The sequence below is a fragment of the Litchfieldella rifensis genome (assembly GCF_042646605.1).
Classification (GTDB): domain Bacteria; phylum Pseudomonadota; class Gammaproteobacteria; order Pseudomonadales; family Halomonadaceae; genus Litchfieldella; species Litchfieldella rifensis.
In genome coordinates, this window is record NZ_JBHRUG010000031.1 from 179,642 (window position 1) to 193,377 (window position 13,736).

The 13,736-nt window shown below is 63.2% G+C and carries 13 protein-coding genes; 7 read left to right on the forward strand and 6 right to left on the reverse strand.

Features of this window, described 5'->3' with window-relative positions; translation table 11 throughout:
• Nucleotides 1-6 precede the first annotated feature (6 nt).
• Nucleotides 7-1,644: a dihydrolipoyllysine-residue acetyltransferase gene (locus ACFOEV_RS16590; protein ID WP_386775936.1), complete on the forward strand. Its 1,638-nt coding sequence runs from the start codon at nucleotides 7-9 to the stop codon at nucleotides 1,642-1,644.
• Between the two features lie 9 nt (nucleotides 1,645-1,653).
• Entirely contained in the window at nucleotides 1,654-3,567 is a 1,914-nt protein-coding gene (locus ACFOEV_RS16595; protein ID WP_386775938.1) for a protein kinase domain-containing protein, read from the forward strand.
• A gap of 21 nt (nucleotides 3,568-3,588) precedes the next feature.
• Here the strand turns inward: ACFOEV_RS16595 and ACFOEV_RS16600 are convergent, their stop codons facing one another.
• The 4 genes from ACFOEV_RS16600 to ACFOEV_RS16615 all read right to left on the reverse strand — a co-directional run bounded on the left by ACFOEV_RS16600 (nucleotide 3,589) and on the right by ACFOEV_RS16615 (nucleotide 7,065).
• Nucleotides 3,589-4,125: a winged helix DNA-binding protein gene (locus tag ACFOEV_RS16600; protein ID WP_386775940.1), complete on the reverse strand. Its 537-nt coding sequence runs from the start codon at nucleotides 4,123-4,125 to the stop codon at nucleotides 3,589-3,591.
• Nucleotides 4,125-5,423 carry a TRAP transporter large permease gene (locus tag ACFOEV_RS16605; protein WP_386775942.1) on the reverse strand — a complete coding sequence of 433 codons (1,299 nt, stop codon included), beginning with the start codon at nucleotides 5,421-5,423 and terminating at the stop codon, nucleotides 4,125-4,127. The genes ACFOEV_RS16600 and ACFOEV_RS16605 overlap by 1 nt, the downstream gene beginning before the upstream one ends.
• Before the next feature lie 17 nt (nucleotides 5,424-5,440).
• Nucleotides 5,441-5,992: a TRAP transporter small permease gene (locus ACFOEV_RS16610; RefSeq protein WP_386775944.1), complete on the reverse strand. Its 552-nt coding sequence runs from the start codon at nucleotides 5,990-5,992 to the stop codon at nucleotides 5,441-5,443.
• A 65-nt stretch (nucleotides 5,993-6,057) separates the two neighbouring features.
• Complete coding sequence (locus ACFOEV_RS16615) at nucleotides 6,058-7,065, reverse strand: TRAP transporter substrate-binding protein (RefSeq protein WP_386775946.1); 1,008 nt, start codon at nucleotides 7,063-7,065, stop codon at nucleotides 6,058-6,060.
• Nucleotides 7,066-7,318: 253 nt separating this feature from the next.
• On the opposite strand from ACFOEV_RS16615, the gene ACFOEV_RS16620 reads away from it, so the two are divergent.
• The 3 genes from ACFOEV_RS16620 to ACFOEV_RS16630 are packed head-to-tail and all read left to right on the forward strand — an operon-like array spanning nucleotide 7,319 to nucleotide 9,758.
• Entirely contained in the window at nucleotides 7,319-8,074 is a 756-nt protein-coding gene (locus tag ACFOEV_RS16620) for a 5-oxoprolinase subunit PxpA (RefSeq protein ID WP_386775948.1), read from the forward strand.
• A complete protein-coding gene (gene pxpB, locus ACFOEV_RS16625) occupies nucleotides 8,071-8,793 on the forward strand; it encodes a 5-oxoprolinase subunit PxpB (RefSeq protein WP_386775950.1) in 723 nt (240 codons plus the stop codon). Before ACFOEV_RS16620 ends, pxpB begins: the two co-directional genes overlap by 4 nt.
• Nucleotides 8,790-9,758 carry a 5-oxoprolinase subunit C family protein gene (locus ACFOEV_RS16630; protein WP_386775952.1) on the forward strand — a complete coding sequence of 323 codons (969 nt, stop codon included), beginning with the start codon at nucleotides 8,790-8,792 and terminating at the stop codon, nucleotides 9,756-9,758. The genes pxpB and ACFOEV_RS16630 overlap by 4 nt, the downstream gene beginning before the upstream one ends.
• Before the next feature lie 27 nt (nucleotides 9,759-9,785).
• Here ACFOEV_RS16630 and csiR read toward each other — a convergent pair whose 3' ends face one another.
• On the reverse strand, nucleotides 9,786-10,472 hold the full coding sequence (csiR, locus tag ACFOEV_RS16635) for a DNA-binding transcriptional regulator CsiR (RefSeq protein ID WP_386775954.1): 687 nt from the start codon (nucleotides 10,470-10,472) through the stop codon (nucleotides 9,786-9,788).
• Between the two features lie 117 nt (nucleotides 10,473-10,589).
• On the opposite strand from csiR, the gene lhgO reads away from it, so the two are divergent.
• Nucleotides 10,590-11,786: an L-2-hydroxyglutarate oxidase gene (gene lhgO, locus ACFOEV_RS16640; RefSeq protein ID WP_386775956.1), complete on the forward strand. Its 1,197-nt coding sequence runs from the start codon at nucleotides 10,590-10,592 to the stop codon at nucleotides 11,784-11,786.
• A gap of 13 nt (nucleotides 11,787-11,799) precedes the next feature.
• Here the strand turns inward: lhgO and ACFOEV_RS16645 are convergent, their stop codons facing one another.
• The gene (locus ACFOEV_RS16645) at nucleotides 11,800-12,777 is read right to left on the reverse strand and encodes a cysteine synthase A (protein ID WP_386775958.1); all 978 of its coding nucleotides are present in this window, start codon (nucleotides 12,775-12,777) and stop codon (nucleotides 11,800-11,802) included.
• 125 nt (nucleotides 12,778-12,902) lie between these two features.
• Between ACFOEV_RS16645 and ACFOEV_RS16650 the strand changes: the two genes are divergently transcribed.
• Nucleotides 12,903-13,736, forward strand: a complete 834-nt coding sequence (locus ACFOEV_RS16650; RefSeq protein ID WP_386775960.1) for a universal stress protein — start codon at nucleotides 12,903-12,905, stop codon at nucleotides 13,734-13,736.

Below are 13,736 nucleotides of genomic sequence, written 5' to 3' on the forward strand. Positions count from 1 at the left end.
GCAACCATGAGCGATTTTATGCTGCCCGATATCGGCGAAGGTATCGTGGAGTGCGAACTGGTCAAGTGGCTGGTCAGTGAAGGCGACATGATCGAGGAGGACCAGCCGGTCGCCGAGGTCATGACGGACAAGGCGCTGGTGGAGATCCCGGCGCCCTACAAGGGGCGTGTCAGCCGTCTCTATTATCGCGAGGGCGAGGTCGCCAAGGTCCATGAGCCGTTGTTTGCCTTGATTGCCGAAGACGAGGAAGAGGACGCGGACGCAGGCGGCAAGGAGGGCACGCGCGACGCTGAGCGGCCTGATTCCGCAGCCACCGATTCACAGGCCGGCGTGCCACCCGATGCCGCGATACGTCGGGAAGCGTCCCCGGGGGCACCTGCCGGCGAGGAAAGCGAAGACTTCATCCTGCCGGATATCGGCGAGGGGATCGTCGAGTGCGAAGTGGTGGAATGGCGTGTCAGCGAAGGGGACGAGATCGAGGAAGACCAGCCGGTGGTCGATGTGATGACCGACAAGGCACTGGTCGAGATCACGGCGCCCAAGGCCGGTCGCGTGACCCAGCGCCACTACCAGAAAGGCGAGAATGCCCGGGTACATTCGCCACTGTTCGCCTTCGTCCCTCGCGAGCGAGAGGAAGGCGGGAAACCACGGGCTTCTGCAGTGTCGTCTCGTCAGGCGCCGGTTGACGAAGCCGGAGAAGTGTCGGTCACGCATGCCGCCACCAACCAGCGGCGACAGCGGATTCCCGCCAGCCCGGCGGTGCGGCGCCTGGTGCGCGAGCATGGGCTGAAACTGGCCGATATCACCGGTTCCGGAAAGGAGGGTCGTGTGCTCAAGGCCGATGTGCTGGCGCATCTCGAGCGGGCGCCCGCGGCCGAGCCTCGTGCCGCCCAGGCGGCAACGACGAGTGAGACGCACCTCGCGCCCGAACGCGAACGCGAGGTGCGGGTCGAACCGATCAAGGGCATGCAGGCGGTGATGGCCAGGCGCATGGCGGCCGCGGCGGCGACCATTCCGCATTTCACCTATGGCGATGAAATCGACGTCACCGAGCTGTTGGCCCTGCGCGAGCGGTTGAAGCCCGAGGCCGAAACCCAAGGGTCGCGCCTGACGCTGATGCCCTTCATCATGAAGGCCATGGCACTGGCGGTGAAGGAGTACCCGATCCTCAACAGCCGGGTCAGCGACGAGGTGACCGAGATTCACTACTTGCCGCATTGCAATATCGGCATGGCCGTCGATAGCCGAGCCGGCCTGATCGTGCCCAACGTCAAGGGGGTCGAGCGCCTGACCCTGCTGGAGATTGCCGCCGAGGTGGCGCGCCTGACCGAAGCCGCCCGCGAAGGGCGGGTGAGTCAGGAGGATCTCAAGGATGGCACCATCAGTATCTCCAACATCGGGGCCCTGGGCGGTACCTACGCCTCGCCGATCATCAATGCCCCCGAAGTGGCCATCGTCGCACTGGGGCGGACCCAGCGTCTGCCGCGCTTCGATGACAAGGGACAGGTCGTGGAGCGGGCGATCATGACCGTGAGCTGGGCGGGGGATCATCGCATCATCGATGGCGGCACCATCGCGCGGTTCTGCAATCGCTGGAAAGGCTATCTCGAGGCGCCGCAGTCGATGTTGCTGCACCTGGGCTGATACACGACCATGTCACAGGCACCGCTGCAGCAGTTCTACATTCCCGAAGAGCAGTCGATCTATCTGCTCAGCCATGACGATGCCAAGAAGCTCAAGGACTGGGTGGCGCTATGCACCACCCAGCTCGAGCAGCTCGGCTATCGGGATATCGAGCTGATCGGCAAGGGCGCCTATGGCTTCGTGTTCGCCGGGCTGTTGGTGCGCGACGGTGCGCCCGATCTCCAGTATGTCTTCAAGTTCACGCGTGTCACCCTGCCGCAGCATCTCCAGGACCGACTCGAGGAAGAGGCGTTCATGCTCGAGCAGGTCGAGCACCCCCGGGTGCCCCGCCTGATCGCCTATCAGCGGGTACGCAACCAGTCGATTCTGGTCATGGAACGTGCGCCCGGCATGAACCTGGAAGAGGTGTCGTTGCGTGAGGGACGACTGCGGCCACGGCTGGTGGTGCGTATCGCTGCCCAACTGGCGGATATCCTGCGAAGCCTGCGCCGCGAATCCGATCCTGTCGCAGAGCCGGGCACGGCTCGTCCCGGCATGGCGCGACCCAGCGTGGCCCGACCCATCGTGCATGGCGACGTCAAGCCATCCAATCTGGTGTTCGATGCCGAGCACGAGAACGTCGCGCTGATCGATTGGGGCTCGTCGGTGTTTGCCCAGCTCGACGAGAATCAGCAGTTCGTCGCTCCCAACGTCATGGAATTGATGTCCGACAATCTGCAACAGACCAATGCGCGGTTGGGGGATGTCTACTTCATCGGCGAAGAGCAGCTGAACGGTGGCCTGTCGTCACCGCGATTCGACGAGCAGGGGGCCGCCGGAACGCTCTATGCCCTGGCCTCGGGGCAGTCATGCCGTTTCGGCCATCGGGCGATTCCGGCCACGTCGCTGGGGTTGCCGATGGAATTCGCCCGCATGCTCGATGGCATGCTCGCCCCGGATCCCGGAACACGTCGGCGTGCAGGCGACTATTTCCTGAGAGAGATGCCACGCATCGCGCGGACCGTGATGCTCGATCTTCCCGAGCCGCCTGCCACCCCGTTGGTGCCGGTCTGGGTGCGCCCGTCGCGCCGTGAGATCGATACCGTGGTCTACAGCTCGCGCAAGTCGTTCCTGCGCGAGGAAGGGGCACCGGAAACGCTCAGCGACGTCAACGACGTACAGCTCGATCGCTACTACAAGAATTTCATGCAAGGCATGGGAGAGACCGAAAAGGCCTTTCTGGCCTCAGTCAGCCGGCTAGGCAAATACCCGGTGGTGGGAGGCCTGGCGGTACGCTGGGAAACCGACGGCATCTACATCGACACCTCGCTGAACTTGCACGATCCCAATCTCAAGACCGCCTTCGTGACGGCGGTCAACAACATGGTCAACCTGGCGCGGGCGATCTACCGCCAGGGGATCTTCAAGAGCTGCTTGTTCAATGCTCGCGATACCCTGCATATCGACCGCCCCGATCCCGAACGACCCTTCGAGCCGTCGCCGGAAATGCGCTTGCCCTATGAGGTGAGTGCCGCACCGGAGCTCGAGGATCGCTCGCGCGTACACTCGTATTTCGAGGATGGACCGGATCCCGAGGAATTCCTGGTCCTTCCCGAGAAGATCATTGCCTCGCTGGAGGCCCTCAACGCCATTCACCATACCGGCATGATCATCTTCGAGGCCCTGCCGAACCACCTGAAGATCCATAGCTACTATCGTCTGCTGGATCCGGACCGCGAGGAGGAGTTCCGTCGTCGACTCGACGACATCCTCTCCGCGGTGGGGCTGATCGAAGGGCTCGGGGTCTCGGGCTTCATGAAGATGCCCTACAAGGACACCAAGTTCTTCCCCCATATCGAGCGGCTTCCCGAGCGCTATTATCCCAAGAACCCCAGAGCCGAGGACGGTTCGCCCAGGCACTCGCGGATCGAGGATGCCTCGTGACGCCGGTGAAATGCGGCAGGGTCACAGCGAAGCGGCGGCGCGCGCCGCCTGGTCGTAGAGGCCGGACATGGCGCGTAGTACACCGGCGATCTGGTGCATGTCCTCGCGGCCGATGCCCAGCGACGCCAGTGAGTCGACCAGGCACGCCTCGCGAATCTCGGCATAGCGCTGGCAGGCGGTACGGCCTTCCTGGGTGGTGCGGAAAAAGGTTTCCTTGCCGCTCTTCTCGCCGACCACCAGTCCCAGCTTGGCGAGCTTCTTCAGCGCATAGGTCACGGTATGGGTGTCCTCGACATTGAGCACCAGGCAGATGTCCGCCTGACGCTTGGCGCGTTCGCGGTGATTGACACTGTGCAACACCAATACATCCAGGGCGCCCAGCTCGGGAAAGCCGGTGGCGGTCATGCAGCGCACCATCCAGCGACTGAAGGCATGGTTCGAGATGATCATGCCGAACTCGAACTCCGAGAGCTCCTGGGCATTGCGCGACAGGTGTTCCGAGGAAACGATCGGGCCGCGTGAATGGCCGAAGGAGCGGGAGTCGGTTTCCTGGTTCATCAACGGTTCCCCATGCTGTCAGGTAGATAGGTGGCGATCTGTGGAAAGAGGGTGATCAGGACGACACCCAGCATCATCAGGCAGAAGAACGGCAAGGCCGACTTGGCGATATGCAGGATGTTCTTGCCGGTCATGCCCTGCAGCACGAACAGGTTGAAGCCTACCGGTGGGGTGATCTGCGACATCTCGACCACGATCACCAGGAAGATGCCGAACCAGATCAGGTCGATGCCGGCGGCCTCGACCATCGGCAGCATGATCGACGTGGTCAGCACCACGACGGAGATGCCGTCGAGGAAACAGCCCAGGATGACGAAAAATACCGTGAGTGCCGCCAGCAGCATGAACGGCGACAGGTCGAGGGAGGCGATCCAGGCCGCCAGGTTGGTGGGAATCTGGGTGAACCCCATGGCGGCGGTCAAGAACGAGGCGCCGGCCAGGATGAAGGCGATCATGGTCGAGGTCTTGACCGCTCCCAACAGGGCGTCACGGAAGATGGCGACGTTCATCGCCCCTTGCAGGCGTGCCAGCAGCAGCGACAGCACCACCCCCACGGCGGCGGCTTCGGTGGGCGAGGCGAGGCCGGCATAGATGGAGCCGATCACCCCCACGATCAGGCCGAGCATGGGAATCAGGCGCTTGGAGCGGCGCAGCTTTTCCCGGAAGCTGGTGTGCTCGTCGGCGGCCGGCACCTTGTGCGGGTAGCGCCAGGACCACAGCATCAGATAGGCGGCGAACAGGCTGATCAGCAGCAGGCCGGGGAGTATGCCGGCGATGAACAGCCGGGCGATCGACTGCTCGGTGGCCACCGCGTAGACGATCAGGATGATCGACGGCGGGATCAACAGCCCCAGCGTGGCGGAGCCGGCCAGGGTGCCCAACACCAGGCGTTCGTCATAGCCGCGCCGCGTCAGTTCGGGAATCGACATCTTGCCCATGGTGGCGCAGGTGGCTGCCGAGGAACCCGAGACGGCGGCGAACAGGCCGCAGCCGACCACATTGGTATGCAGCAGGCGACCGGGAATGCGCGTCATCCAGGGCGAGAGCCCGGTGAACATGTCCTCGGCCAGGCGCGAGCGGAACAGGATCTCGCCCATCCAGATGAACATCGGCAGGGCGGTGAGCTCCCAGCTGTAGCTGGCACCCCAGATATCCGAGGCCATGACATCACCGGTGGGGACGGTGGTGAACTGGCTGATGCCCAGCCAGCCCATGCCCATCAGCGCAAAGGCGACCCATACGCCGCTGCCCAGCAACACCAGCAGGGCGGTCGTCAGAACGAGTATCATCGATAGCATGACAACATCAGCCTCGCTTAATAGTCGCCGCCATCATCGGCCTGATAGGACGATGGACGGCTCACGGCAATGGACAGGGTGACAATCCAGCTCTCGAGCAGTGCCAGACAGAACAACAGGATACCGAGCAGCATGGCGCTCTGGGGAATCCATAGCGGAATGCTCAGCAGACCATAGGAGGTCTCGCCGAAGGCGATGCTGTCCTCCAGCAGCCACACGACATTCCAGGCCAGGTAGGCGCATAGCAGCAGGGCAATGCCCAGACTCCACAGTTCGACGAAGACGCGAACCCTGGCCGGTAGATTGCCGATCAACAGGGTGACGCGAATATGACCGCCGTTGACGAAGGTATAGGCCAGGCCCAGGAAGCTGGCGCCGACCAGCAGGAAGCCCGAAATCTCCGCCAGGCCGGGAATGGCCAGGCCGATTCGATCGCCGCCGACCCAGGTGATGAATATATCGACGATGCGGCCGAGGACCTGGGCGGTGATCATGGCACAGATCAGGCACAGGCAGAGGGCTGCCAGATAGGCACCCAGCGTATAGAACGGGCGTAGGCGATAATGCATAAGGGGCACTCACGAGAATTCGACCAAGGGGCGATCCCCCGGCGCTGGCGCCGGGGGACGAAGGCTTACTGACGCGCCTGTCGATAGGCGTCGAGAATCCGCCTGCCTTGTTCACCGGCGCGCTCGCTCCATTCCTCGGTCATGGTGCGGCCGATCTCCCTCAGGTCCTCGGCCAGTGCCGGGGTCGGTTCGCTGACCTCGATGCCGTTTTCGCGCAGTGTCGCGAGGGCCTGCTCGGTTTCCTGCCGGCTCATCTCCCATCCGCGCTGTTCGGCGTCGTCGGCGGCGTCCAGAACGGCCTGTCGGGTGGTTTCGTCCAGGCGCGAGAAGGCCTGTTCGTTGACGATCACCATGTTCTTGGGAATCCACAGTTGCGCGTGGTTGAAGTGGCTCAGGTAGTCCCAGGCCTGGGTATCGGCCCCGGTGGCCGGAGAGGTGACCATGGCATCGACCCGTCCGGTGCTGAAGGCGGTGGGGATGTCCGGCACTTCGACCTGGGTCGGCACGGCACCGGCCAGCTGTGCCAGGCGTTCGCTGGCCGTGTTGTAGGCGCGCATGTTGAGGTTGCGCAGGTCGTCGACGTCTTCGATCGCCTGCTGGGTATAAATGCCCTGAGGCGGCCAGGGAACGGTAAACAGTAGGCGCAAGCGTTGCTTGGCCAGCTCTTCGGCGATCACCTCGCGGGAAGCCTCCCACAGGCTCCAGGCCTCCTCGTAATTGGTGGCCAGATACGGGATGGAGTCGACTTCGAAAATGGGGTTCTCGTTGGCCAGCCGTGACATGATCAGCTCGCCGATGGGTACGATGCCACGGCGTACCGAATTCTTGATCTCCGGGTGGGCGATCAGCGAGCCATTGGAGTGCACGGTGATCGAAAGCTCGCCGTCGGTGCGCTCGGCGACGTCATCGGCGAATTCACGGATGTTGACGGTATGGAAAGTACGATCGCCATAGGGAGTGGGCATGTCCCACTCGGTGGCGGCTACGGTCGTGGTGGCGAAACCCAGGGTGGCGGCCCCCAGCCCCAGGGCCGCGATGCTGGTCATGCCCATTAGGTGGTTCCTGGTGATCATCGAAGGGTCCTCATCTTGTTGGTCTGTTTTGTTGTTGGTCCGCCAAGCGGCCATGGCATGTCGCGCGGTGACGTCATGGCGCCATACTTGCGGGACGCTGAGATCACATCTTCACTGAGCATAGACGCCAAATCTCCATCAAGGTTAGGCAGCCTGATTGTGAATCGTCAATATTGTTTTGTCTTGTTGAAGATATTTTTATGGTAATTTATCTATAAATTCACGATAAAGAGCGAGCCCGAGAGGTGCCATCATGGCAGCACTGCTATTGAATGCAGATATGGGAGAAAGCTTCGGCCCGTGGATCATGGGGCTCGACGAGCAGGTGATGCCGTATGTCGATCTGGCCAATGTGGCGTGCGGTTTTCATGCCTCCGATCCCGATACCATGCGGCTCACGGTACGCCTGTCGGCGAAGCATGGGGTGACCGTGGGGGCTCATCCCGCCTACCCGGATCTGGTGGGGTTCGGACGGCGCTCGCTGGCTTGCTCGCCAACGGAAATCGAGAATCTGGTGCTCTACCAGATCGGTGCCCTGGCAGGGATCTGCCGTGGCGAAGGAACACGTCTCGGCTATGTCAAACCGCATGGCGCTCTGTACAACGACATGATTCACGACCCGGACAAGCTGGCCGCGGTCATGCGCGCTGTAGTGGCTTTCGACCCTGAACTACCGCTGATGGTCATGGCCACGCGCGACCCGGCTCCTGCCCGGGAGCTGGCGCAACGTGAAGGCGTGACGCTGTGGTTCGAGGCCTTCGCCGACCGCGCTTACGACGGCCAAGGCCGGCTGGTGTCGCGGCGCGAGCCGGGCGCGGTGCATCATGACCCCGCGGTGATCGTCGATCAGGCCCGACGTATCGCCCTGGGGCAGCCGCTCACCGCAAGCGACGGCAGTGAACTGGTCCTCGTCGCCGACACGCTCTGTGTCCACGGCGACAATCCCGAGTCGGTCGCCGCCGTCAAGGCGATCCGCCAGGCCCTTCGGGAAGTCGGGGCGTCGTCATGACTCGCGACTTGCCCCTGCCGCGTGTGGAACATGCCGGCATCGATGCCTGGCTGGTTCGCTTGTTCCACGATATCGACGAGGGCAACATGCCTTGGCTGACGGCCTTGGTACGCCGCTGTGAAGAGGCATTCGGCCCGGCTCTGGTCGATCTGGTGCCATCCTATACCACCCTATTGGTTCACTATGACCCGCTGGTGATGTCCGGTCTCGAGGCGCGACAGCGACTGCTTGTGATGTTGGCCGATCTGGCGCCGGAAGACGAAGTCTCCACCGCGGCGGCCAAGGAACTGCCGGTATGGTACGACGACAGCGTCGGGCCGGAACTTGCGCGCCTCGAGCGAGCCAGCGGGCTGGATCGTCGCGGTGTGATCGAACTGCACAGTGCCCATGAGTACCGCGTCTTCGCGTTGGGTTTTGCGCCCGGCTTCGCCTTCATGGGCAGTGTGGACGAGCGACTGGCCGTGCCTCGCCTCGAGACGCCACGACAGCAGGTACCGGCGGGCAGTGTGGCGGTGGCCGGCCGTCAGACGTCTGCCTATCCGCGGTTGTCTCCCGGCGGATGGAACCTGATCGGGCGCACGCCGGTGACGCTCTTCGACCGTGAGCGCGAAGGCTTCAGCCTGTTGCAGGTCGGCGACCGGGTGAGATTCGCCGCCATCGAGCGTCGGGAATTCGAACGCCTCGGGGGCGATACGACGCCAGTGAAGGAGAGAGCATGACGCCTGTCAGCGATGCCCAAGAGGCGCTTGTCGTCGAGCGTGCGGGTCCGCTGGCGCTGTTGCAGGATGCCGGGCGGTTCGGGGTGCGTCGTCTAGGGGTGACCCAGGGCGGGCCAGCGGACCTGCATGCCTGGGCCTGGGCGAATCATCTGTTGGACAATGCCTGGGGCGCGGCGGCGCTGGAGATCTCACTCGGGGGACTGGTGCTGGTGGCCGAGCATGACATGACGCTGTCGCTGTGCGGTGCCGACCTGGAGGCAACGCTGGACGACACCCCCTTGCCGAGGTGGCAAGTGGTGGCAGTAGCGGCGGGACAACGGTTGTGCTTCGGTTCGCCGCAGAGCGGGGTACGCGCGTATCTGGCGGTGGCCGGTGGATTCCGGGCCGAGCCAGTGTTGGGCAGTGTGGCCTGCGTGACCCGGGAGGGGCTGGGTGGACACGATGGCCAGGGAAGGCCGTTGGCGGAGGGAGATCGGCTGTGCATCGCTCGCTCCCATCAGGCTTCGGTATTCGAGCGCTGCAAGGGAAGGCAGGTGCCGGGGGTGGAACGCATCGACTATCGTCAGCCTGCCCGGCTGGCGCTGATGCCGGGGGCCCAGATTGCCACGTTCAGCGGAGCCAGCCTGTTCGATGCCTTCAATCGGTCATGGCATGTCGATGCGCGGGCCGATCGCATGGGGGTGCGTCTACAGGGTCCTCAGCTACGCTGCCGGCTGACGACGATGATTTCCGAAGGGATCGCTCTGGGAGCGGTACAGGTGCCGCCGGATGGCCAACCCATTGCTCTGCTCAACGACCGCCAGACCATCGGCGGCTACCCGCGCCTGGGCGCGCTGACGCCGCTGGCCTGTGCGCGACTGGCGCAGTGCTTGCCGGGGCAGGAGGTCAGGCTGGTCGCCCAGGCGCCGCAACGTGCCCAGCAGGAATACCGGTGGTTCCGGGCGCAGTTTGCCCCTGCGGCCTGATCTCCCTGGAAAAGCAGTGTCCGTCACTCATACCAGTCCTCGGCGCTGCATGACCTCGGTGATGATCGGTACTGGCGTCAGCAGGTGTTCATGCATCATGGCCGGGGCGCGTTCCACCTCGCGAGCCAGCACTGCGTCGACCAGCGCCGCATGTTCCTGACGCTTGGTTTCCAGTGCCTGTTCGGAAAAGACCGTTTCCCGCAGCCACAGGTGCCGATAGCGCTCGGCCTGGTCGAACAGGCTGGCGCGAACCCGCAGCAGATGGCGTGAACCGCAGCCCGCGACCATGGCCTCGTGAAAGGCCTTGTGGCGTGCATCCCAGACATCCAGCACCTCGTCGGCGCTCTTGACCTCGACCACCTTGGCCAGCGTGTGCGCCTTGGCCAGGATGTCGGCCTCCCAGCTATCGTCGCCGCGTTCGATGGCGAGTCTCAGCAACATGGCCTCGAGCTGTGAGCGGGCGTCGTAGATATCATGAAGCTCGGCCAGCGACATCGGCGCCACCCGGTAGCCGCGCTGGCTGATGGCCACCACCAGGCGTTCGGCGACGAGCTGCGACAACGCCTCGCGGAGGGGGCCGACGCCCAGGTCGTAGCGTTCCTTGAGACGGCTCATCAATAACTTGTCACCGGGCGGAAAGACGCCGCGAATGATATCGTGCTTCAACCAGGTGTAGGCGCTGATGCCGAGGTTCTGACGAGGAGGGCTGTCCATGGGCGATTCCGGCACGAATATGGCGTCATGATACGCAAAGTGGCCAAGGTTGGCGAAACTATGCGAAACAAGCTGATATTATGCAATAACGTCAACAATTAACGGCGAGGCGCTCGAGTGTACGACTTCATCATCATCGGGGGCGGCATCCTCGGCATGTCCACTGCCATGCAGTTGATCAAGACCTATCCGGAACGCAAGATGCTGGTGGTGGAAAAAGAAGCCGAGCTGGCGCAGCACCAGAGCGGGCATAACAGCGGCGTGATTCACGCCGGTGTCTATTACACGCCGGGGAGTCTCAAGGCTCGCTTCTGCCTCGAAGGCAACCGTTCGATCAAGGCCTTCTGCGACGAGCACGATATTGCCTATGAGGCATGCGGCAAGCTGCTGGTGGCGACCAACGAGGTGGAAGTGCAGCGCATGCAAGGGCTGTGGGAGCGTGCCGAAGCCAATGGCCTGGAACGCAGCTGGCTATCTGCCGAGGAACTCAAGGACCGCGAGCCCAATATCAACGGTGTCGGCGCGCTCTTCGTGCCTTCCAGTGGCATTGTCGACTATGCCGAGATCACGCGAGCGATGGCCCAGGAATTCGAGCGCCTGGGGGGGCAGATCCGTGTCTCGACTCAGGTGACCGGACTCGACGAGCGGCTCAACGAAGTGGTGGTGAAGACCCGAGAGGACGAGATTCCGACCCACTATCTGGTGTCGTGCGCGGGCTTGATGGCCGATCGGGTCGTCAGAATGCTGGGCAAGGACCCGGGATTCACCATTTGTCCCTTCCGCGGCGAATATTATCGACTGCCGCCCGAACACAACGACATCGTCAATCACCTGATCTACCCGATTCCCGATCCCAGCATGCCGTTTCTCGGCGTGCACCTGACGCCCATGATCGATGGCACCGTCACCGTGGGGCCCAATGCGGTGCTGGCGTTGAAACGCGAAGGGTATCGCAAGAGCGATGTCTCACTGCCGGACATGGCGGCAATGTTCGCCAATTGGGGGATTCTCAAGGTCCTCAAGGCCAACCTGCGCCCGGGCATGATCGAGTTGAAAAACTCACTGTTCAAGAGGAGTTATGTGGAGGAGGTGCGCAAGTATTGTCCCAGCCTCACCGCCGCTGATCTGATGCCATACCCGGCTGGTGTGCGTGCCCAGGCGGTATCACGCGACGGCAAGCTGATCGAAGATTTCCTGTTCGTCAACAGTCGGCGTACGGTGAACGTCTGCAATGCCCCGTCGCCGGCGGCGACTTCGGCGATTCCCATTGGCGCACATATCGTGAGCAAGGTCAGGGAACAGGTGGAGGGGTGAGTGCGGGATACCGTCAACCGGCTGTCAGTCCCTTGCTGGCTAGCCACTGCGGGTTGAAAAGTCGCGAAGAGTAGCGAGCTCCGCCGTCGCACAGGATGGTGGCAATGGTATGTCCCGGTCCCATGCGCTGGGCGAGTTGCATGGCCGCCGCCACATTGATTCCGGACGAACTGCCCAGAAACAGCCCCTCTTCGCGCAGCAGGCGATAGACGAAGGTGACCGCCTGCTGATCCTCGATCATCAGGGCATCATCGATGGGCGTGCCCGCCAGGTTGGCGGTGACGCGGGAGCTGCCGATGCCTTCGGTGATCGAGTTGCCACCCACGACTTCCGGCGTGCCGGTCGTCACGTAGCGGTAAAGCCCGCTACCGGTGGGGTCGGCGAGGATACAGTCGATCTCCGGGCGCCGTTCCTTCAAGTAGCGTGCGACGCCCGCAAGGGTACCGCCGGTCCCGGTCGCCGCGACGAAGGCATCGATGCGGCCATCGGTCTGGATCCAGAGTTCCGGGCCGGTCGTTTCATAATGGGCTTGCCGGTTGGCAAGGTTGTCGAACTGGTTGGCCCAGATGGCATTATCCAGGTCGGCGGCCATGCGGCCGGCAATCTTCTGGTAGTTGTCGGGGTTGCTGTAGGGCACGGCGGGCACGGTGTGCACTTCGGCACCGAGCGTACGCAGCAGGTCGATCTTCTCTTGGGTCTGGGTCTCGGGGATGACGATGACGCAGCGGTAGCCACGGGCATTGCAGATATGCGCGAGACCGATGCCGGTGTTGCCGGCAGTACCTTCCACGACCGTGCCGCCGGGGCGGAGCTCACCGCGTCGTTCGGCATCGAGCACAATATAAAGCGCGGCGCGATCCTTGACCGAACCGCCCGGGTTCATGAATTCGGCCTTGCCCAGAATCTCACAGCCGCTTTCGCGCGACAGTCTCTGCAAGCGGATCAGCGGCGTATTGCCTACCGTGCCAACGAAGCCATCGGATAGCTGCATGTTGCCTCCGCGATGCCGGGGACATCCTGTTGACGATTGCGGCAACGAGAGGGCTGCCCCCCTTCATGCAGAATTGACTAAAATTTTAGAAGGACAAACGCCCATCGTCGACAGGAGGTTGGGCCATGATTCAGTCGATACTGCTAGCCGTCGATTTGTCGCCGTCAGCCAGGGTGGCAGTCCAATGGGCGATCTATCTGGCACGCAAACTCGAGGGTGGCGTGCATGCGGTCTTCGTCACCGACGCCCGACTCACGGAGGTCGGTTTCTATGGAGAAGACGCGCGGCCGGAAATGGTCGAGGCCGCCTTGCGACTCAGGCGCGAAAACCAGGAGCAGCTCGAGGCGCAGGGCGAGCGCTTGCTGGCATCGATCAAACGCCAGGTCGAAGCGGCAGGTGTCGAGTGCCGCAGCGAAATGCTCAGTGGCGTGCCGGCGGTACGACTTCTCGAGGCGGCGTCCGATAGCGACCTGATCGTCATGGGGCGGCGCGGTGAGTCCGCCGGCCTGGGTGACACCAAGGGGTTGGGGGAAGTGGTGGAGCGGGTGCTGCGGACGGCCGAGCAACCGGTATTGCTCGCTGGGGCCGAGTTCCAGGATATCTCGCGTGTCCTGCTCGGGTTCGATGGCTCCAAACCGGCCCGTGAGGCGATGGTGTACGCCATCGAACTCGCACAACGGCTCGCGGTGCCAGTGCAGGTGGTCAGCGTGCATCATGATGATGTCATTGCGCGTCGCCAGCTATCGACCGTCGAGCATTATGCCGAGGGACACCGGATCGAGATCGAAACCGCGATCCGCAAGGGGGATCCGGCAGACGTGATTCTGGGCATGGCCCAGCCGGGCGATTTGATCACCATCGGTGCCTTCGGCGATGGGCGCATTCGCGAATGGTTGCTCGGGTCGACCACGGAGGCGATCCTGCGCGCGGCGGTCCAGCCGGTACTTCTGCACCGTTGA